We start from the raw sequence: 20,376 nt of genomic DNA on the forward strand, positions 1-20,376 counted from the left end.
CGGCGGCACCGACAGCCATGGTGCTTGCCCCCCGCGTGTCCGGCAGGGTGTGGGAAGACACGCTGTGGGAAGAGGCACACCGCGCCCGTCCTGACCGCTGATGATGCGTGCCGGCCGATAGTCTGAGGGCATGCGGGCGGAGTACGTGGAGGCGGTTTTGGCGGTGGTTGACCTCATTCCGGCCGGTTCGGCGGTGGCTTATGGCGACGTCGCGGAGCTTCTTGGCGCCGGAGGGCCGCGGCAGGTGGGGTCAGTGCTGAGCCATTGTGGCAGCGGCGTGCCATGGTGGCGGGTGCTGCGGGCCAGCGGATTGGCCCCGGACGGCCATGAGTCCGAGGCTCTCAACTACTACCTGAAGGAAGGCACGCCCCTCCGCGGGGACTTTCGCGGGTTTGCGAGGACGGGCGAAGGGCGGTGGCGCGTGGATCTGACCGCCGCGCGCTGGTCGCCGTCGGACGCCGATTTCGATGCCCTGGACGTGGTTGCCGAGCGGCTGGAAGCGTCGCTGCGAAAATTGTCAGTCCCGGGTGATGGAATGTCCGTGTGACCGCAACACTCGATCAGACCTCCGCCGATCAGACTTCAGCCGATCAGGCATCCGCACTCGCTTCGGAGCGGGACCAGGCGGACTCGTTTTCCGCCGCCCCGTTTCGCCCTGCGGGTCTTCGTTTGCTGCCCCCCCGCCAGGTGCACTCCCGCGTTCCGGTCCTCACCGCGGACCAGCGGGCCGCCGTCGAAGTGCCCCGGGGAGCTGGTCCCGTACTGGTCCCGGGAGCTCCCGGCACCGGCAAATCCACCGTGCTCATTGAAGCGGCCATCCGCCGGGTGGAAGCGGAAGGGGTGGACCCCGAGCGGATCCTCATTCTCGCCCCCGGACGGCTTGCGGCCGACACCCTGCGGGACCGGTTTACTGCCAGGCTGAACCGGAGCCTGAGCACCACCCCTGCCCGCACCTGGGCGGCGTATGCCTTTGATCTCATCCGCCGTGCCAAGGCGGAAGGGCTCCTGCCGCTGTCGAAGGCGCCGCGGCTCCTGTCAGGCCCCGAACAGGACCTCATCATCAAGGAGCTGCTGGAGGGCCACGCCCTGCCGGGCCTCGGGCTGCCCTGGCCCGATGACCTCACGGCCGCCCTCCCTACCCGTGGGTTCCGGCACGAGGTCCGCCAGCTCTTCGACCGCATCACTGAGTCGGGCCGCACCGCCGAGGACCTCGCCGGCCTGGGCCACGCCTGCGGACGGCCGGACTGGATCGCCGCTGCGGCACTGTATGCCGAGTACCGCGATGTCCTGGACCTGCGCATGCCGGAGGCGTTCGATCCCGCGGGCATCATCACGGCGGCCCGTCAGCTCTTTCAGGATTTTCCGGACTTCCTGGCGGCCGAACGCGACCGTCTCCAGCTGATTCTTGTGGACGACATCCAGGAGGCCAATCCCGCCGTCTTCGAACTCCTGGCCGATGTGGCCGCCGGCAAGGATGTCTACGTGACGTCCGCACCGGACACGGTGGTGCAGGGGTTCCGCGGAGCGCGGCCGGACCTCGTGGCCGAGCTCCCGGGCCTGCTCGGCGGCGAGGAACGGACAGTCGTTGAGAAGCCGCTGTCCCGGGCCCACCGCCACCACCCGGCGGTCGCCCGGGCCTGGCTCGGGGTGGCGGACCGGATTTCCCTCCGGGCCGGCGGCCAGCTCGCCCGCCGTCTGGACCCGGTTGACTCTGACCTTGCTGATAATGCCGGGGAACCGGGTGACGCCACCCAGCCGGCAGGCGGCACCGTGGAGGCCCATCTTCTGCCCTCGGCTGTGCATGAGCAGCGATACGTGGCCCAAAGAATTCTCGAGGCGCACCTCAGGGACGGGCGGTCGTTCGAGGACATTGCCGTCGTTGTCCGGAACGGGGGCCAGCTGAGCCAACTGCAGCGCTACCTCTCCGGCCAGGGGATTCCGGTGCGGATTCCGGTGGCGGAATCCGCTGTGCGCGATGAAGTGGCCGTCCGTCCGCTGCTCGACGCCTACGCGGTGGCCCTGGACCCGGCAGTCCTCACGCCGGAATCCGCTGTGTCGTTGCTGACATCCCGGATCGGCGGGGCCACGTCCCTTGAACTGCGCCGGCTCCGCCAGTCGCTTCGGCGGGAGGAACTGCTCGGCGGCCGCGGCCGCTCCAGCGATGCCCTGCTCGTGGAGGCGCTCCTTGAACCCGGCGCGCTCGGCTCACTCGGCATCGAGGGCCGCTCGGCCCGCAGGGTCGCACGGATGATCCAGGCCGGCCGGAAGGCCGTTGCCGAATCCGGGGCCAACGCAGAGACAGTGCTGTGGGCCCTTTGGCACTCCACCGGCCTCGCATCGGCATGGACTGCCGCGGCCCTTGCAGGCGGGCTGGTCGGAGCCCGGGCGGACCGGGACCTGGACGCCATGATGGCGCTGTTCCACACGGCCGAGCGCTACGTGGACCAGATGCCCGGATCCGGCCCCGAACAGTTCCTCGAATACCTGCTGAACCAGGAACTGCCCATGGACACCCTGGCGGCGCGTGCCCAGGTTGACGACGCCGTCGAGCTCATGACGCCAGCCAGCGCCGCCGGCCGGGAATGGCCGTTCGTCATCGTCGCCGGCCTGCAGGAGGGCGTCTGGCCCAATACCCGCCTCCGCGGCGAGCTCCTGGGCAGCACACTGTTCGCGGACGCCGTCGAACATGGCGTGGAGTATGCGCTCCAGCTCGGCCCGCTGAGCCGGCTGCGGGAGATCCGCTATGACGAGCTCCGCAGCTTCTCTACGGCGGTATCCCGGGCCAAGGATGTGCTGCTGTGCACCGCCGTGTCGTCGGAAGATGAGCAGCCGTCCTCCTTCCTGGACTACGTCGCGCCGCTGCTGCCGGACCAGGAGGGGCGCGGCTACACCCCGGTGGAACGGCCCCTGACGCTGCGTGCGCTCGTAGCCGAACTCCGCCAGTACGCCCAGCTGGACGGCCGGATGGCCGCGGAGGCGGACGAGGCCGTGCGTGTCCTGGCCCGCCTTGCCTCGGCGGAGCCGCCAGTTCCCGGAGCCCATCCGGACACCTGGTGGGGGCTGGCCCCGCTGACGTCCGTGGACCGTGTTGTGCCTCCGGGCGGCACCGTGTACGTTTCGCCGTCCAAGGTGGAGTCGGTGCAGAAGTCGCCGCTGGACTGGTTCGTCCAGGCCGCCGGAGGCGAGGCGGCCACGGACTTCGCCCGCAGCCTCGGCACCCTGGTGCACGCCATCGCGCAGGACCTCCCCGATGCCAGCGGAGCTGAATACCTTGCCGAACTCGTCCAGCGTTGGCCGGCCCTGGGCATGAAGGACAATTGGGAAGGCAAACTGGACTTCCGCCGGGCGGAAGCCATGGTCCGGAAACTGGCGCAGTACGTCCTGGTCATGCGCGGCGAGGGCCGGCGCCTGGCCGGCGTCGAGCAGGACTTCGAGGTGACCCTGCCCGAGCCAGAGGCTGTTCCCCGCGGAGATGTTCCCACCGATGCAGGGCCCCGGTCAGCCGTCCTGCGCGGGCAGGTGGACCGGCTGGAGATCGATGGCGATGGGCGGCTGGTTATCGTCGACCTCAAGACGGGCAAACGGCAGCCGGGCAAGGCCGAACTTGGCAGGCACCCGCAGCTGGGCGCCTACCAGGCGGCCGTACTGGCTGGTGGCTTTGGCACCACCGCGGCATCCGAAGCCGAGCCCCAGCCCGGCGGCGCCGTGCTGGCCCAGCTGGGCACAGCCACCAAGAGCCCGGGTATCCAGCAGCAGGATCCGCTGGACCCGGGGGACAACTGGGCGATGGAAATGGTGAACGACGCAGCCGCGCTGATGTCCGGCCACGAATTCGAGGCAAGGCACGATCCCGCCAAAGCCGGTTTCGGCGGCCACGGCTGCCGGTTGCCGGAAGTATGTCCGCTGTGTGCGCGGGGAAAGCAGGTTACCGAATGAGCCGGACGGCGGAGCTGCCCGAGCCCAGATTCAGTCCCGAAGAGTTGACCGTCCTGCTGGGTGAGAAGAACCTCCCGACGGCGGAGCAGTCGGCCATCATCTCTTCGCCGCTTGCGCCCCGGCTGGTCATCGCCGGCGCGGGCTCAGGCAAGACGGCCACCATGGCCGACCGCGTCGTCTGGCTGGTCGCGAACGGCTGGGTCAGGCCGGAGGAAGTCCTCGGTGTCACCTTCACGCGGAAGGCTGCCGGCGAGCTGGCCAGCCGCATCCGCGCCAAGCTCAGTGCGCTGCAGCGGACTGCCGCCGGCGCCGCGGCAGGGGCACTGCTCAGCGCCGATGCCCTGGAGCCGAAAGTTTCCACCTACCACTCGTTTGCCAGCGGCATCGTCTCGGACTACGGCCTGCGGCTCGGGATCGAGCGGGATGTCGTGCTGCTGGGCGGTGCGCAGGCCTGGCAGCTGGCCAGTGAGGTGGTTGAAGCGTTCGACGGCGAGTACTCGCACTTCAGGGTGGCCAAGTCCACCCTCGTCCAAGCCGTCATCCAGCTCGCGGGGGAGTGCGCGGAGCACCTCCAGGACCCGGACGGCGTCCAGGGCTGGCTGATGCAGCGGCTCGCCGAGTTCGAGGCCCTGCCGCATGTGGCAGGGGCAAAAAAGAACCCCAGCCAGGCCGCCGGCGAGCTGGCGGCCATGCTCCGGACGAGGGCCAGTGTGGCAGAGCTCGTAGGGCGGTATGCGGAAGCCAAAAGAGCACGCGGAGCCCTGGACTTCGGCGACCTCGTGGCGCTCGCGGCCCGCGTGGCCCGGGAGGTGCCCCTGGCCGCCGAGATGGAGCGCCAGCGCTACAAGGTGGTGCTGCTGGACGAATTCCAGGACACGTCGCACGCCCAGCTGGTGCTGTTCTCCAGGCTCTTCGGGGACGGCCACGCCGTCACAGCCGTGGGTGATCCGAACCAGTCCATCTACGGCTTCCGTGGGGCGTCCGCCGGACAGCTGTTCCACTTCGTCAACGAGTTTCCGGTCTGCGAGGACGGCCAATCGGGGACAGCGTCCCGGCGTCCAGCCCCCGTTTCGTACCTGACCACTGCCTGGCGGAACGGCCGCAACATTCTGGCCGCGGCCAACCTGATCTCGGCTCCGCTCAACGCGGCCGCGGCCCAGGCCGGGCCCGCAGGGCAAAGGTCTTCCAGCGCGGCCGTGGAAGTGCCTGCGCTGCAGCCCAGCCCCGCCGCGGTGCCGGGCCGCGTGGTGATTGGCCGTTTTGCCACTGATGAAGATGAAGCAGCGGCGATCGCCAAGGATCTCCTGAGGTTCCGGGCCACGGATTTCGACGGTTCCTCCCCGGAACCGCGCATCCAGCCTGCCATGGCCGTCCTGTGCCGCAGGCGCGCCCAGATGGAATGCCTCCGCAAGGAGTTCGAGGCCAGCGGGATCCCGTACGAAATTGTGGGCCTCGGGGGGCTGCTGGACACTCCTGAAATCGTGGACCTGGTGTCCACGCTGCGGGTCCTGGCCGACCCCGGCCGGTCGGATTCGCTGATGCGGCTCCTGGCCGGTGCACGTTGGCGGATCGGGCCCGCCGACCTCATGGCGTTCCGGGACTGGTCCGCGTTTCTGGCCCGGCGCCGCGGCATGGCCGATAACGGCCGCGGCACGGTGGATGACGGCCGCGGGGTGAGCGGAAACGATCCGTCCGGCGACGAGGATCCGGAGGCCGCCGACGTCGTGATCGAGGGCGACATCACCGACGCCGCAAGCCTCGTCGAAGCCCTGGACTGGCTGCCCAACGAAGGGTGGACGTCCGGGCACGGCCGTAGCCTGACGCCTTCTGCCCGGGAACGGCTGCATCGCCTCGGCACGGAGCTGCGGCAGCTTCGGGCGCTGATGGGGGAAGACCTGACCACCCTGCTGGGCGAAGTGGAACGGGCCATGCTGCTGGACATCGAGGTTGCCGCGAGGCCCGGGTTCAGCATCCACCAGGCGCGGCGGAACCTGGATGCGTTCCAGGACGCTGCCGCCGGGTTCCTGCAGACATCGCACCGGGTGGATGTCCTTGCCTTCCTTTCGTGGCTCGAAGTGGCAGCATCAGAGGAGGGCGGCCTGGACGTGCCGCCCACGGAAGTCAACCACGAGGCCGTGCAGCTGCTGACGGTGCACGCCTCGAAAGGACTCGAATGGGACGTCGTGTTCGTGCCAGGCCTCAACACGGGCGCGTTCCCCAGCAGCCGTGACTCAAGGTGGAGCAGCGGTTCCGCCGCCCTGCCATGGCCATTGCGGGGCGACCGTGCAGATCTTCCGCAGTGGGATCTGGACCAGCCGGACCAGAAGGGGTGGCTCGACGCCGAGAAGATGTTCAAGGCCGACGTCCAGGCCCACGGCGAGGCTGAGGAACGGAGGCTGGCCTACGTTGCCTACACGCGGGCCAAGCACGTGCTCTGGGTATCCAGCGGAGCCTGGGTGGGCGGGCGCGGCGGGATGGCGGAGATGTCGCCGTTCCTCGCCGAGCTGGCGCCCCTGGCAGAACAGGAAACTGCGGAAATCCATCCCGGCTCTGTCGATGAGGAATCCCTGCCCCAGGAAAGTCCCCTGACCCGCGAGCTGGAGGTGGCGGCCTGGCCGTATGACCCGCTGGAGGGACCTGTGGACCCCCGCAGCGGGAACCGGTTGCGGCTAGTGCCGGGACGGCGGGAGGCCATGGACCGTGCCGCCGAGCGGCTGCTCACCGAAATCGCCGCGGTCGAAGCCGGTACGCAGGGACTCCGTGCGGGCCAGGGGCTCCGCCCCCAGGCGGCAGGATGGGAACGCGAAGCCGCACTCCTTCTGGAACGCCGCGCCAGGCGGGCCCGGAGCCGCGATGTTCATCTGCCCGGGCACATCTCGGCGTCCACCCTGGTGGACCTGGGGGAGGACGCCGAGGCCGTGGTCCAGCGGCTCAGGAGGCCTGTCCCGCGCGAACCGGGCATGTCCGCGCGCAAGGGCACAGCCTTCCACGCCTGGGTGGAAGAGTACTTTGGAACGGCGGGCATGCTGGATCTCGGCGAGGCGCCCGGCTCTGACAACCACATTGACGAGGCCTACGGCCTGGACGACATGGTGGCTACCTTCAAGGACTCCCGGTGGGCACACAGATCGCCCGCGTACGTGGAGGTCCCCGTGGAGACCCGGATCGGCGACGTCGTTGTCCGCGGCCGCATTGATGCAGTGTTCCGGGACGCCGACGGCGGCTGGGACCTCGTGGACTGGAAGACCGGCCGCCGGCCGTCGGCAGGGCAGCTGAAGACCAAGAGCGTCCAGCTGGCTGTGTACCGGCTGGCCTGGGCCAGGCTCAAGGGCGTGCCGCTGGAAGAAGTGCGGGCTGCCTTCTTTTACGTGGCGGACAACCACGTGGTGCGTCCGCACGACCTGGCGTCAGGCACGGAGCTGGAAGGGATCGTGGCCGCCGCCCTCGCCAGTTAGGAAACGCGGGCCGGTTGGGATGCACAGCCCGGCCAGTCGTCCGGGCCTGCTAGGTCGTCTTCGCGTCGACCACCGTGAGGGCAACGGTGGAGGTGTCGGCCCCGGAGGGCTTCGGAGCCGGGGCTTCCTCCTGTGCCTCGTCGTGGGGCCCGTTGGCTTCAGCATGGTCAGATGGGCCGGCATCCTCCGCCACGTCGTCATTCCGTGCACTCTTTGATGCGTCCTGCCCTGACGGCTGGTGGCTGCTGCCCTCGGCGTTCTCCCCGTCAGCCGGGATAGGCGCCACCTCGACCGGGATCGGCGTCACCTCGACCGGGATCGGTGTCACGTCGACAGGGATGGGCATGACGTGGACGGCGGGCATGGCCTCCGAGATGTCGGTGGCTGCCGGGGCGTCAACGAGGCCGGGAGCGGCCGGTGCCTGGCCGGTTGGTGGGGAGGCGGGCTGGGCCGGCGGCAGCGGTTCCACGCTGATGGGCTGGCCGCCGTATTCGGCGATGTCGTCGGCCAGTGTGGAAAGCATGCCTTCGGCCTCGGCGATCATGTCGGCGTCGGCCGCCGCGATGCCTTTGACGAGGTACTGGGCCAGCGCAAACTCGGCGGAGAGCGCGGCGCGGCGCAGCAGGTGGTTGTCCGGCGCGTCCCGGCGCTTCGCTGTGTAGTGCTTGACCACGGCGTCGACGAATTCGTGCTCATTGGATGCCACGAGCCAGGCGAGGTCGTCGGCGGGGTCGCCGATGCGCAGGTCGGTCCAGCCGGTGACGGCAGTGACGCGGTGGTCCTCGACCAGCAGGTTGTCCTCGTGCAGGTCGCCGTGCACCACGCACGGGTTGAACCGCCACAGCGAGACATCTTCCATGGCGTGCTCCCAGCGCCGGAGCAGGAGTGCCGGAATCTTGCCCGTGGTCGCGGCCATGTCGAGTTCGTTGAGCCTGCGTTGCCGGAACTCGTTCGGGGTGTAACTGGGAAGGTCGGCGTTGCTCACCAACGCGCGGGGCAGGTCGTGAATGGCCGCCAGGGCCGTGCCGATCTCCCTCGCCAGCTCCTGAGGGCCCGCCGTCAGCTCTTCCACGGTGCGCGTGGTGCCTTGGAGGTGGGAGTACACGAAGGTGGTCAGGTCCTGCTGCCGGACGGTGCCGGCCACGGTCGGCATGAGAAACGGCAGTTCGGCCCGGATGGCCGGCGCGAAGGCGCGCAGCACCAGGAACTCGGTCTCCAGCCTGGTGCTTGCTTCCGCGTGCCGGGGTGAGCGGACGCGCCAGCGCTTGCCTTCGGCATCAAGAAGGAGGGCCGAATCAAAGTCTGCCGGGTCATCCGGGGCAGAGCTCACTGCAGTCGGGCTCAGTCCGGGGACTGCCGCGGTGGCCACAGCTGCCAGTTCGATTGGTTCTCTTCTCACGGTTCCACGGTAGATTGAGCGGCGTCCAAGACAACGATGTGTCGCGGCGAGTCTCGAGATCCGCCCAAATATGGGTACCGCGGGGCCAGACCAGACGCCGTGTCAGGGCCGCCCGGCGCCCTCCCGAAATGTAAATTGTCACTGCGAGTCAGTACGGTGGATACATGAGTCATGCGGAGGCCGCTGTGCCGGTCGGTCAAGCGGCAGGCCCGGTGCCGGAAAACCAGCTGCCGGCACGCGAACTGCCGGCCAACCATCTCTTCGACACCGTGCTGCCGGTTCGGCCGGCAATGGTCAACAGGGGGTCCGTTGAACGGATGAGGCCAGGCCTCGTTCCGGACCTGCTCGCCGCCGGAATGGCCAAAGCCATGCTCCTGTCCGGCCGGCATGCGCTGGTGGACGGGGACGCGCTCGTTCTGGCAGAGGCCGGACCGCTGCTGGACCGGCTTGAGGGGGCGGCGTCCGGACCTGCGCACGTCATCTATCTTGGCGCGGCCCTCGGCTCCGAGGACCTGCCTGCCGGAACGGGTGTCCTGCTCTTCATTCTGCCGGAACCGGTGGACCCCGGGACGGCCGGCCTGCCCGCCGGCGCCACCTGGGAAGGCTTCCGGGACGTCGCCGCGCAACTGGACGCGACGCACACCGCCCTGTTCGTTGAGGCCAGTGCCATTGCCAACTGGCACGCCACCCACACCCACTGCCCCCGGTGCGGCGCCGTCACAAACGTGGAGGCCGGCGGATGGGTACGGCGGTGCCCAGCTGACAACTCCGAACACTATCCGCGCACCGATCCGGCCATCATTGTTACGGTGGTTGGCCCGGACGGCCGCGTCCTGCTGGGCGGCGGCGGTCCGCTGGATGCGAAGAACTACTCCACGCTGGCCGGATTCGTCGAGCCCGGGGAATCCCTCGAACAGGCCGTCGTCCGGGAAATCCAGGAAGAGGTGGGCGTGCGGGTCAGGGCATGCCAGTACCTCGGCTCCCAGTCGTGGCCGTTCCCGGCGTCCCTTATGCTCGGCTTTACTGCCGTCACCGACGACACGGAAGCAAAGCCCGACGGCGTCGAGGTCACCCGGGCGCGCTGGTTCAGCCGGGAGGAACTCCAGGAGGCAGTGCTGAGCGGCGAAATCACCATCTCCACCAGGCTCTCCATCGCCAGGTCCCTCATCGAGCACTGGTACGGCGGCGTGATCCAGGACCGTCCGGCCGACGACTGACCGGCACGCCCGGCCGGCAGCATGCATACCGTCGACGCCACCATGGCGGAGCAGCCCATCCATCCACATGAAGCAAGCAGCAAGAAGTGACGACAGAAAATCCTGATGGCAACGCCTCCCTCGAGGACCGGATCCTTGGCGGCCTCGACGCGGAGCAGCGGGAAGTGGCCACCACCCTGACCGGCCCGCTCTGCGTGCTCGCCGGAGCCGGCACCGGCAAGACCCGCGCCATCACCCACCGGATCGCCTACGGCGTGCACTCGGGGGTCTACAGTCCGCAGCGGCTGCTGGCGGTCACGTTTACGGCACGGGCGGCAGCGGAAATGCGCAGCCGGCTCCGCGATCTTGGGGTTGGCAACGTCCAGGCCAGGACGTTCCACGCGGCCGCGCTGCGGCAGCTCCAGTTTTTCTGGCCGCAGGCGGTAGGCGGGGCGCTGCCCAATCTGCTGGACCATAAGGCACAAATGATCGCCGAGGCCGCCCGCCGGCTTCGGCTGAGCACCGACCGTGCCTCCATCCGCGACCTGGCGTCGGAAATCGAGTGGGCCAAGGTATCCATGCTGACCCCCGCCAACTATCTGGAAAATGCGCAGGACAGGGGCGCGCCGGGCGGCTTTGACCTCACGGCCGTGGCCCGGGTGTTCCAGGCCTACGAGGACGTCAAGACCGACCGCAACGTCATCGACTTCGAGGACGTCCTCCTGATTACTGTAGGCATCCTGCAGGAAGACCCCAAGGTGGCGGCGACCGTCCGGGAACAGTACCGGCACTTCGTGGTGGACGAATACCAGGACGTTTCCCCGTTGCAGCAGCGGCTCCTGGAGCTCTGGCTCGGCGGCCGCAACGAACTGTGCGTCGTGGGTGACGCCAGCCAGACCATTTACTCGTTCACCGGAGCCTCCCCGAAGCACCTCCTCGGGTTCAAGGCCCAGTACCCGGACGCCAACGTGGTCAAGCTGGTGCGGGACTACCGTTCCACTCCGCAGGTGGTCAAGCTGGCCAACGATCTCCTGGCGTCGCGCCGGAGCGGCGGACCGGTGGCCGATGCTGCCTGGGCCACGCCGCTGAAGCTCGTGGCCCAGCGGAACCCGGGACCCCTGCCGCAATTCACGGAGTGCACGGATGACGAAGCCGAGGCTGCGACGGTCGCCGGCAAGATCCGCACACTCCTCGACGACGGCGTGCCGGCGAGTGAGATCGCTGTCCTGTTCCGGACCAACGGCCAGTCAGAGGCCTACGAGCAGGCTCTGGCGTCGGCCGGGATCGGCTACCAGCTGCGCGGCGGCGAGCGGTTCTTTGCCCGGAAGGAGGTCCGCGACGCGATCCTCCAGCTCCGTGCGGCCACCCGTGCCGTATCCGAGTCCGATCCCCAGCCGCTGGGCCAGCTGGTACGCGACATCGTCGCGTCGCTGGGTTACACGGACACCGCGCCGCACAGCGGCGGTGCCCTGCGGGAACGCTGGGAATCCCTGGCCGCGCTGGTGGCTCTGGCGGACGAGCTGGCGAAGAACCGCGGGCCGCAGTTTGGCCTGGCTGACTTCGTCAACGAGCTTCAGGAACGCTCCGTCGCCCAGCACGCCCCCACCGTCCAGGGGGTCACACTGGCGTCCCTGCACGCGGCGAAAGGCCTTGAATGGGACGCGGTATTCCTCGTGGGGCTGAGCGAGGGGCTCATGCCCATCTCCTTCGCGGACGATCCCGCCGCAGTGGACGAGGAACGCCGGCTGCTTTATGTCGGTATCACGCGAGCCCGCGAGCACCTGTCCCTCTCGTGGTCCACCGCCCGCACCCCTGGCGGGCGTGCCAACCGGAAGCCGTCCCGCTTCCTCGACGGGCTGCGCCCGGACTCCGTGGCAAGCTCGGCCGCACGGGGGAGGGGACCCGCGCCGCGCCGGAAGGCGGCCGCCCCAGCATCCTGCCGGGTGTGCGGCAGCATGCTGGCCAGCGGAGCCGAGCGGAAGGTCGGCCGCTGCAGCCAGTGCCCTCCCAGCTATGAAGAGCAGACGTTCAACGCGCTCCGTGAATGGCGCAAGGAGGTCGCGCACTCCGCCGACGTCCCGGCCTTCGTGGTTTTCACCGACGCAACCCTCACCGCCATCGCCGAAGCGCGGCCGTCCTCGCTCGAGGAACTGGCCCGGCTCGCGGGGGTTGGCCCGTCCAAACTGGAGCGGTACGGCGAGGCGGTCCTCGCGGTGCTGACGGAAAGCAGCACCCTCTGATGCGCGGAAAACAAGAGACCGGCATGCCACTGACCACCCATGGCGGGGCTCCGGTGGAGGTTCGGCGTTCCGCCCGCCGGCGCCGCACGGTTGCGGCCTTCTGGGAGAACGGCACCGCCGTCGTCGCCATCCCCGCCCACTTCAGCCGGGCGCAGGAGGCGGACTGGGTTCACCGGATGCTGGAGAAGCTCCGGACCCAGGGGGAGAAGCGTTCCAGCGGTGCGGGGCGGCGGCCGTCCTCGGACGCAGCGCTGGCCGCGCACGCTGCGCAGCTCTCTGCCAGGTACTTGGGCGGCAGGTCGGCCCCGACATCGGTCCGGTGGGTCAGCAACCAAAACTCCCGCTGGGGTTCAGCCACCCCCTCGGACGGGTCCATCCGGCTTTCCGACAAGCTCCGGCCCATGCCGCAATGGGTTATCGACTACGTGCTGCTGCATGAACTGGCGCACCTGCTGGTGGCAGGCCATAACGCGGCGTTCTGGAAGCTGCTGGAGGCGTACCCCGAAACGGAGCGCGCCAAGGCTTTCCTGGAGGGCGTGTCGTTTGCCACGTCGCGCGGCCTGCCGGCCGGCGACGCAGGCACACCGCAGGAGGCCGACGGCGAGAGGTTGCCCTCCGACGTCGGCCTCTACTAACCAGCGGGTACGCCTAGCTCTTCGGAGCGTCGCCGTCTTCGTCGCCGTCGGTCTTTTCGGTGTCGCCGTCCCCGCCTTCGGTGGTTTCGGCCGCGTCACCCTTCTCGGACTCGCCTTCAGCGGGGCTGTCAAAGCCGCCGTTCAGCAGCTTCTGAAGGGCATCGTCCACTTCGCTGTCACTGGCCTCGGCGAGCTTGCGGCGTTCGCTGAATCCCTTGGGATCGTCAAGATCCTCGGCGGTGGGGAGCAGGTCCGGATGCTTCCAGATGGCATCGCGGCCGTCGATGCCGCGTTCGGCCTTGAGCGACGCCCACAGCGTGGCGGCTTCGCGGAGCCGGCGGGGCCGCAGCTCCAGCCCGACGAGCGAAGCGAACGCATGTTCCGCGGGACCGCCGGTGGCCCTGCGGCGGCGGACCGTTTCGCGGAGCGCTGCAGCAGAGGGGAGGACCTTTTCCGTGGCGGCAGCGGTGAGCTCGTCCACCCACCCCTCGACGAGGGCAAGGGCCGTCTCCAGCTTCTGCAGGGCCTGATCCTGTTCCGGCGTGCGCTGCGGCATGAAGACGCCCTGCGAAAGGGCCTCCTGGATCCCCTCCGGGTTGCTGGGATCAAGGTCCCGCGCCAGCTCCTCGATCCGCGACGTGTCGATGTGGATGCCTCGGGCGTAGGCCTCAATGGCACCCAGCAGGTGCCCGCGCAGCCACGGAACCTGGACGAACAGGCGGGCATGGGCGGCCTCGCGGACGGCGAGGAAGAGCCGGATGTCGTTTTCGGGAAGGCTGAGCCCCTCGCCGAACTTGGCCACATTGCCGGGAAGCAGCGCCATCTCCAGGTCGGCCAAGGGAACTCCGATGTCCGTGGAGCTGACCACATCGGTGGACAGGGCACCGATGGCCTGGCCCAGCTGCATGCCGAAGATGGCACCGCCCACGTTCTGCAGCATGGACGAGGCGCCGCCCATCATGGACTTCATCTCCTCGGGCATCTGCTCCGTCATGGCGGTGGAGAGGGCGTTGGCCACACTGTTGGCCACGGGTTCCGTCAGGCGCTTCCAGGTGCCAAGTGTCTCCTCCACCCATTCGGCCCGGGACCATGCCTTGCCGATGAGGCCTGTGGCGGGCAGGTCGGTGACCTGGTCGAGCCACAGTTCGGCCAGCCGCAGCGCCTCATCCACTTCGCGTGACTGCGCGGCCGTGACCGAGGGGTCGGAGCTGCCTGCGGCGACGCGGCGGGCGTTGTCATGGGCGAGTTTCCAGTTGACCGGGCCCTCCGAGGGCGCGCTCATCATGGCCTGCACCTGGGAGAACATCTGGGCCAGCAGGTTGGGATCGTTCGGCAGTCCGGCGGCTTTGGCCAGTTCTGCGGGGTCAATGTCACCCAGGCCCTTGCCGCCCATGAGGTTCTGCAGCATCTCAGCGAGCGGATCCTTTGGATTTTCGTCGCCATTGGACGGATTGAGTGGATTGGAGGTCATGATCCCGCCGATCGTCGGTGTGACTATTAATCAACTTCACGCTACCCCTGTGCGGGAGCGGCTGTCTGCCGAAAGGGGGAACGTTCGCTGTAGGCAAAGCGCTAACGGCGGACCGGGACGCGTACTGTTAGAAGCCGGAACGTATGTAGGCTGCGCCCCGGCCGTCCGCCGGGCTGCGGCCGCGGTGCAGCGCTGAACGACGCGGTGCGGAGAGGTCCTTCAGTGACGATTACCAAGGGCGGCCAGCCCGCAGAGGAGTCTCCGGCGCCCGCCGCCGGTGGCGGGATTCCCGATGGAACCCGGGAGGCCCGGCGTGCCCGGGGCAGGGATCCCCGCATCTCCGCGATGACACTGTCCGGGCTTCTTGCGCTCGGGCTGGGCGTGACGGCCGCCGTCCTCCCGGTCCCGTATGTGGTGGAATCGCCAGGGCCCACGTTCAACACACTGGGCACGGAAAACACGAAGCCGGTGATCAGCGTTTCCGGCCGCGAGACGTTCCCGGCCAAGGGGAACCTCGATCTCACCACTGTCTACGTCGACGGGGGCCCCAACGGTCCCGTCAGCGTCTTTGAGGCGTTCTCGGCCTGGCTGGACGGCTCCAAGGCGGTGTACCCCGAGGAACTGATCTTCCCGACGGGAGTAACCAAGGAGGAATCCCAGCAGGAGAGTGCCGTGGCCATGGCCACGTCGCAGGAGAACGCTGTGGCGGCGGCCCTGAAAGGACTCGATATTCCTTACGGGCAGAAGCTCGAAGTGGCGGACCTGTCCGAGGGGTCGGCCGCGCAGGGCAAGTTGCAGAAGGGTGACGTCTTCACCTCCCTCAACGCCAAACCTGTCACGTCACTGGAGGTGATCCAGGAAGAACTGGCCGCCGGAAAGGGGAAGCCCGCCACGGTCGTCGTAAGCCGGGACGGCAAGCAGGTCACGGAAACCGTGACGCCGGCAAAGAACCCGTCCGGACGGTACATCCTGGGCGTGCTGCTGCAGTACCGCTTCACGTTCCCGTTCGACGTGAAGATATCCCTGGACAAAGTGGGCGGACCGAGCGCCGGGATGATGTTTGCCCTGGGAATCATGGACACCCTGACGCCCGGGGATCTCACCGGCGGAAAACACATCGCGGGGACCGGCACTATCAGCCCCGACGGCGTGGTGGGCCCGATCGGCGGCATTGCCGTGAAGATGCACGGTGCCCGGGCTGACGGCGCCTCTATGTTCCTGGCCCCTGCGGCGAACTGCACAGAGGTTGTGGGGCATATTCCGGACGGGCTGCAGGTGGTCAAGGTGGAAAACCTGGACGAGGCAAAATCGGCCGTCGAGCTGGCCGCCAAGGGTGCCGACACGTCGGGACTTCCAGGCTGCACCAACAACTAGACTAAATCGAGGAACTAAGGCTCCGGTCCGCTCGTGGCTCTTATTGACAGCCGGTGCCGGCGCTATGCAGGCGTTCCACTGAAAACTTAAAATTAATACCAGCAACTGACCAAAGCTATGAGGTACGAGTTTGTCCCGTCCTGCCAGCCCCACCCCGCCCGGAAAACTCCAGACAAGGCGAGGTGCGTTGACGCCCACGCTCATCGTCGTTGCGCTGGTTGTTGTCGGGTTCATCTTCTTCGCCAACGTGTGGACGGACGTCCTGTGGTACCAGCAGCTTGGCTACTTCGAAGTGTTCCTGACGGAGAACCTGGCCCGGATCGGCATATTTGCCGCCGGCTTCCTGCTCATGTTCGCGGCCGTGTTCTACGCGATCCGCATCGCCTACCACGCCCGGCCCGTCTATGCGCCAGACTCAGAAATCCGGGATAACCTCAATCGCTACCAGGCGCAGTTGGAACCCGTGCGGCGTGTGGTCATGATCGGGCTGCCTGTGCTGTTTGGGCTCTTCGCCGGCAGCGCCGCCTCCAGCCAGTGGCAAAAGGTCATGCTGTTCTTCAACCAGGAGTCCTTCGGCCAGAACGACCCGGAGTTCGGACTGGACATCGGTTTCTACCTGATGACGCTGCCGTTCCTGGGCTTCGTCACCGGGTTCCTGATCAGCGTCGCAATCGTGGCCGGCATTGCAGGCATCCTCACGCACTACCTCTACGGCAGCATCAGGATCATGGAACGCGGCATCTTCACCAGCCGCGCCGCGCAGATCCACCTCGCAGTCACCGGCGCTTCGTTCCTGATTCTGCTGGGCATCAACTTCTGGCTGGACCGCTACTCAGCACTGCAGAACAGCGGGGGCCGCTGGGCCGGCGCGCTGTACACCGACGTCAACGCCGTCATCCCCACGAAGGCGATCCTGGCCGTGGCGGCAGCATTGGTTGCCATCCTCTTCATCGTCGCAGCCGTCATCGGCAAGTGGCGGCTTCCGGTCATCGGCACGGCGATGCTGGTCATCACCTCCATTCTTGCCGGCGGCGTCTACCCGTGGGTCATCCAGCAGTTCCAGGTCCGGCCCTCCGAGCAGACCCTTGAACGGAAGTACATCGAGCGCAACATCGGCATGACTCGGGCCGCCTACGGCCTGGACCAGGTGAAGGTGGAGCGGTACAACGCCACCACCACCACCACCGCGGGCGCCCTGGCCCCGGACGCGCAGACCACGGCCAACATCCGGCTCCTGGACCCCAACCTGATCTCGGACGCCTTCTCGCAGCTTGAGCAGTTCCGCCCGTACTACCAGTTCCCCAAGGCGCTCAACGTCGACCGGTACATGGTGAACGGCAAGATGCAGGACACCGTCATCGCCGTGCGCGAGCTGAACCCGGACGGCCTCAGCGCCGACCAGCAGTCCTGGCTGAACCGCCACGTTGTCTACACCCACGGCTACGGCGTGGTTGCCGCGAAGGGCAACAAGTTCACGGTCGACGGAAAGCCGGAGTTCCTGCAGTCCGGCATTCCGTCCACCGGCGTCCTCGGCAACGATGAGACCTACGAACCCCGCATCTACTTTGGCGAGGACTCCCCGGAGTACTCGATTGTGGGTGCCCCGGAAGGCGCGGCGCACCGTGAGCAGGACCGCCCGGCGTCCAAGGAAGGCGGCGAGACCCAGTACACCTTCACCGGCAACGGCGGGCCGAACGTCGGAAGCTTCTTCAACAAGGTCCTGTACTCGATCAAGTTCCAGTCCTCGGACCTGCTGCTGTCCGACGGCGTGAACGACGCCTCCCAGATCCTGTACGAACGCAACCCGCGCGAGCGCGTGCAGAAGGTGGCGCCCTACCTGACCGTGGACGGCAATGCCTACCCCGCCGTCGTTGACGGCAGGGTTAAGTGGATCGTGGACGGCTACACCACGAGCCAGTACTACCCGTACTCGCAGCAGGAACAGCTCTCCGATGCCACCACGGATTCGCAGACCACCGCCGGCCGCAACGTGGCACTGCCCAACAGCTCCGTCAACTACATCCGCAACTCGGTCAAGGCCACGGTTGACGCCTATGACGGCTCCGTCACTCTCTACGCCTGGGACGACCAGGACCCGCTCCTGAAGGCCTGGCAGAAGGTGTTCCCTTCCACCCTGAAGCCCTATTCGGAGATGTCCGCCGCTGTCATGAGCCACGTCCGCTACCCGGAGGACTTGTTCAAGGTGCAGCGCGAGCTGCTGGGCCGCTACCACGTGACGGACCCCGTGAGCTTCTACAAGAACGACGACGCGTGGAGCGTTCCGAACGATCCCACCGTGTCCGAGGAGGTCAAGCAGCCGCCGTTCTACATGTCACTGCAGATGCCGGACCAGAAGGCGCCGGCGTTCCAGCTGACGTCGTCCTACATTCCGCAGGTGGTGAACAACAACGCCCGCAACGTCCTCTACGGCTTCCTCGCGGCGGATTCCGACGCGGGCTCGCAGAAGGGCGTCAAGGCGGACAGCTACGGGCAGCTCCGGCTTCTGCAGGTTCCGCCTGAAGCCCAGGTGCCCGGCCCCGGGCAGGCACAGAACAAATTCAACTCGGATCCCACCGTCTCGCAGGCCCTGAACCTGCTCCGGCAGGGCGCGTCGGATGTGCTCAACGGCAACCTGCTGACGCTTCCTGCCGGCCGGGGAATGCTCTACATCCAGCCGGTGTACCTCAAGTCCACGGGTGAAACGTCCTATCCGACACTGCAGAGGGTGCTCGTGGCCTTTGGCGACAAGATCGGTTTCGCACCCACCTTGGACGAGGCTCTCAACCAGCTGTTTGGGGGCCGGTCCGGAGCGACGGCCGGTGACTCCGACAACAACGGTCAGACGCCCGCACCGCCCAGCGGCGGAGGCGCCACCCCGGCCCCCGCGGCGGACGCCAAGGCGGCGCTGAAGGCGGCGCTGGATGAAGCAAACGCGGCCATCAAGGCCGGCCAGGAGGCGCTGGCCAAGGGAGACTTTGCGGCGTACGGCGAGCAGCAGAAGAAGCTGTCAGCGGCACTGAAGAAAGCGCTCGACGCCGAGGCCAGGATTGGCAGTACCGGCACGGCCAGCAGCCCGACCTCGCCGTCCGCGACGCCGACACCCAGCAGCTGACTGACAGCGGCTGGCTGAAAGGCAACTGACTGGTGAAAGGCCGGCCCTCCCCGCGACGGGGATGGGCCGGCCTTTCACCGTATGAGAGGGGCCCAGGGTTCCCGAGACGCAGATCACGCCGTTTGGATTTGGCCTCCTGTTCACCGGCCGGTAGAGTAGTTCTTGCGACGCGGGGTGGAGCAGTTCGGTAGCTCGCTGGGCTCATAACCCAGAGGTCACAGGTTCAAATCCTGTCCCCGCAACTGAAGAAAAGACCCGGATTACCGTATGGTGGTCCGGGTCTTTTGTTGTCTCGGTCCGGCGCGGGAACCACTGAAACAGGAGTGGTCAAAGCCTCCGCAAAAGTAGGGTATTGTTGATCAAGCGACGCGGGGTGGAGCAGTTCGGTAGCTCGCTGGGCTCATAACCCAGAGGTCACAGGTTCAAATCCTGTCCCCGCAACCAGAAGGAAGCCCTGGCCACAATGTGGCCGGGGCTTTCTGCATTACCGGAGCATTTGTTCATGTGCTCGGGGTTCCTAGTATTCTCTTTCGCAGGGCCCGGAATTCCTGGCCGGCGCAGGGCGCCCACACTGGTCAGTCATTCTCGAGAGGAATGGATAGCTCGATGTCCACAACGAAGAACAAGTCCGGCACTGCCAGGGGCAAGCGCGCCAGGCTGTACTGGGCGGTGCCTGCAGCGCTCGTGGCACTGGTGCTGGTGGTACTCCTCGCAAAGTGGATCACAGGACTGCCCGCCGTGGGTTCCTTCATGAAGGACTACCCTGGACACTCCGAGCTTCCCGCCGGCGCCCCCGTCGGCTTCCCGGCCTGGCTGGCCTGGCAGCACTTCCTGAATGCCTTCTTCCTGCTGCTCATCATCCGTTCGGGCTGGCAGGTCCGCACCACCACCCGCCCCGGCGGCTACTGGACCCGGAACAACAAGGGCCTCATCAGGACCAAGACGGCTCCGACCAAGATCAGCCTGGAACTCTGGTTCCACCTGACACTGGATGCGCTGTGGATCCTGAACGGGCTCGTCTTTGTGATCCTGCTTTTTGCGACCGGCCAGTGGACCCGGATCGTTCCCACATCCTGGGATGTTTTCCCGAACGCCGTCTCGGCCGCCCTGCAGTACGCTTCGCTGAACTGGCCCACGGAGAACGGCTGGGTCAACTACAACGCCCTGCAGCTCCTGACCTACTTCGCCACGGTGTTCATCGCTGCTCCGCTGGCCTTCATCACGGGCCTGCGGATGTCCGCCGCGTGGCCCAAAAAGGCCTCCGGCCTGAACAAGGCCTTCCCCATTGAGGCCGCCCGCGCCGTGCACTTCCCGGTGATGATCTACTTCGTGGCCTTCATCGTGGTGCACGTGTTCCTGGTCCTGGCCACGGGCGCGCTCCGCAACCTCAACCACATGTACGGCGGCAGCGACGACGTGAGCTGGGTCGGTTTCTGGTTCTTCGTGGCATCAGTTGCGGTGATGGTTGCGGCATGGTTCCTGGCCCGGCCCCTCTTCCTGCGCCCGATCGCGTCCCTCATGGGCAAGGTCACCAGCCGCTGATCTCCGGCGTCGTTGC

11 protein-coding genes and 2 tRNA genes are annotated in these 20,376 nt (G+C 67.5%); 11 read left to right on the plus strand and 2 right to left on the minus strand.

All coding sequences use genetic code 11. From position 1 onward, the window contains the following. The first annotated feature begins 130 nt into the window (after nt 1-130). The 3 genes from CXZ05_RS07210 to CXZ05_RS07220 all read left to right on the plus strand — a co-directional run bounded on the left by CXZ05_RS07210 (nt 131) and on the right by CXZ05_RS07220 (nt 7,391). Nucleotides 131-547 carry an MGMT family protein gene (locus CXZ05_RS07210; protein WP_102971947.1) on the plus strand — a complete coding sequence of 139 codons (417 nt, stop codon included), beginning with the start codon at nt 131-133 and terminating at the stop codon, nt 545-547. A 140-nt stretch (nt 548-687) separates the two neighbouring features. Further along, a complete protein-coding gene (locus CXZ05_RS07215) occupies nt 688-3,936 on the plus strand; it encodes an ATP-dependent DNA helicase (RefSeq protein ID WP_258006500.1) in 3,249 nt (1,082 codons plus the stop codon). Then, complete coding sequence (locus CXZ05_RS07220) at nt 3,933-7,391, plus strand: ATP-dependent DNA helicase (protein WP_102971948.1); 3,459 nt, start codon at nt 3,933-3,935, stop codon at nt 7,389-7,391. The genes CXZ05_RS07215 and CXZ05_RS07220 overlap by 4 nt, the downstream gene beginning before the upstream one ends. Before the next feature lie 49 nt (nt 7,392-7,440). On the opposite strand, the gene CXZ05_RS07225 is transcribed toward CXZ05_RS07220, so the two are convergent. After that, on the minus strand, nt 7,441-8,790 hold the full coding sequence (locus CXZ05_RS07225; protein ID WP_258006482.1) for a phosphotransferase: 1,350 nt from the start codon (nt 8,788-8,790) through the stop codon (nt 7,441-7,443). Nucleotides 8,791-8,954: 164 nt separating this feature from the next. Between CXZ05_RS07225 and nudC the strand changes: the two genes are divergently transcribed. The 3 genes from nudC (at nt 8,955) to CXZ05_RS07240 (ending at nt 12,861) form a co-directional block, all read left to right on the plus strand. Further along, complete coding sequence (gene nudC / locus CXZ05_RS07230; protein ID WP_102971950.1) at nt 8,955-10,007, plus strand: NAD(+) diphosphatase; 1,053 nt, start codon at nt 8,955-8,957, stop codon at nt 10,005-10,007. An 86-nt stretch (nt 10,008-10,093) separates the two neighbouring features. Continuing rightward, nucleotides 10,094-12,226 (plus strand): ATP-dependent DNA helicase UvrD2, encoded by a 2,133-nt coding sequence (locus tag CXZ05_RS07235; protein WP_102971951.1) that lies wholly within the window; start codon nt 10,094-10,096, stop codon nt 12,224-12,226. Beyond that, nucleotides 12,226-12,861, plus strand: a complete 636-nt coding sequence (locus tag CXZ05_RS07240) for a M48 family metallopeptidase (protein WP_102971952.1) — start codon at nt 12,226-12,228, stop codon at nt 12,859-12,861. Before CXZ05_RS07235 ends, CXZ05_RS07240 begins: the two co-directional genes overlap by 1 nt. Nucleotides 12,862-12,874: 13 nt before the next feature. On the opposite strand, the gene CXZ05_RS07245 is transcribed toward CXZ05_RS07240, so the two are convergent. Continuing rightward, nucleotides 12,875-14,332: a zinc-dependent metalloprotease gene (locus tag CXZ05_RS07245; RefSeq protein ID WP_102971953.1), complete on the minus strand. Its 1,458-nt coding sequence runs from the start codon at nt 14,330-14,332 to the stop codon at nt 12,875-12,877. A 222-nt stretch (nt 14,333-14,554) separates the two neighbouring features. Here CXZ05_RS07245 and CXZ05_RS07250 point away from each other — a divergent pair, with 222 nt between their 5' ends. From CXZ05_RS07250 to CXZ05_RS07270, 5 genes are all read left to right on the plus strand, one after another. Beyond that, a complete protein-coding gene (locus CXZ05_RS07250; RefSeq protein WP_102971954.1) occupies nt 14,555-15,706 on the plus strand; it encodes a PDZ domain-containing protein in 1,152 nt (383 codons plus the stop codon). Between the two features lie 130 nt (nt 15,707-15,836). Beyond that, the gene (locus CXZ05_RS07255) at nt 15,837-18,818 is read left to right on the plus strand and encodes a UPF0182 family protein (protein WP_102971955.1); all 2,982 of its coding nucleotides are present in this window, start codon (nt 15,837-15,839) and stop codon (nt 18,816-18,818) included. 168 nt (nt 18,819-18,986) lie between these two features. Continuing rightward, nucleotides 18,987-19,060: transfer RNA gene (locus CXZ05_RS07260), tRNA-Met, on the plus strand. Between the two features lie 125 nt (nt 19,061-19,185). Beyond that, nucleotides 19,186-19,262 (plus strand) — tRNA-Met (locus CXZ05_RS07265). A gap of 162 nt (nt 19,263-19,424) precedes the next feature. Further along, nucleotides 19,425-20,360, plus strand: coding sequence for a cytochrome b/b6 domain-containing protein (locus CXZ05_RS07270; protein ID WP_102971956.1), 936 nt, complete (start codon nt 19,425-19,427; stop codon nt 20,358-20,360). Nucleotides 20,361-20,376 lie beyond the last annotated feature (16 nt).

The organism is Arthrobacter sp. AFG20 (assembly GCF_002892795.1).
Taxonomy (GTDB): Bacteria; Actinomycetota; Actinomycetes; order Actinomycetales; family Micrococcaceae; genus Arthrobacter.

Bases quoted from the DNA above. Each gene is read 5' to 3' on its own strand.
- CXZ05_RS07240 (WP_102971952.1), top strand. From the start codon at position 12,226: ATGCGCGGAAAACAAGAGACCGGCATGCCACTGACCACCCATGGCGGG.
- CXZ05_RS07245 (WP_102971953.1), bottom strand. From the start codon at position 14,332: ATGACCTCCAATCCACTCAATCCGTCCAATGGCGACGAAAATCCAAAG.
- CXZ05_RS07220 (WP_102971948.1), top strand. From the start codon at position 3,933: ATGAGCCGGACGGCGGAGCTGCCCGAGCCCAGATTCAGTCCCGAAGAG.
- CXZ05_RS07210 (WP_102971947.1), top strand. From the start codon at position 131: ATGCGGGCGGAGTACGTGGAGGCGGTTTTGGCGGTGGTTGACCTCATT.
- nudC (WP_102971950.1), top strand. From the start codon at position 8,955: ATGAGTCATGCGGAGGCCGCTGTGCCGGTCGGTCAAGCGGCAGGCCCG.
- CXZ05_RS07270 (WP_102971956.1), top strand. From the start codon at position 19,425: ATGTCCACAACGAAGAACAAGTCCGGCACTGCCAGGGGCAAGCGCGCC.